Here is a 406-nt window from a genome sequence, read left to right on the forward strand (position 1 = left end):
GCCTTAGGGAGCGGGTAAAGGTTTATACGTACATGAGCGTCAAAGAGGATGGAATTTCACTTTTTGGCTTTAATAAAATGGAGGAATTGGAACTTTTCAACAAACTTATAACGGTTAACGGAGTAGGCCCCAAAGCCGCAATCAGCCTCATGGGGGCGCTGATCTACGGGGATATTATAATGGCGGTCGTTTCGGAGGACGCGGCCGCCCTCTCAAAGGCTCCGGGCCTTGGTAAAAAAACGGCGCAGAAAATAATACTCGAATTAAAAGACAAATTCAAAAACGAAGATTTCCTTCAAAGCATATGGGGCGCTGTATGCTCCCGTTAATTTTATAAAGAAAGGGAGATTAAAATGGTATTAACAGAAAAAAGCTGTGCGGAATTTGCGGAAAAACTTGCTTCTAA

1 protein-coding gene is annotated in these 406 nt (G+C 43.1%); it reads left to right on the forward strand.

Features of this window, described 5'->3' with window-relative positions; translation table 11 throughout:
• Positions 1–329: Holliday junction branch migration protein RuvA (locus NE664_14935; protein MCQ4727930.1), on the forward strand; the 329-nt coding region annotated here is incomplete at its 5' end.
• Positions 330–406: the final 77 nt, after the last annotated feature.

Origin of the sequence: Anaerotignum faecicola, from assembly GCA_024460105.1 — a bacterium.
Lineage (GTDB): Bacteria > Bacillota > Clostridia > Lachnospirales > Anaerotignaceae > JANFXS01.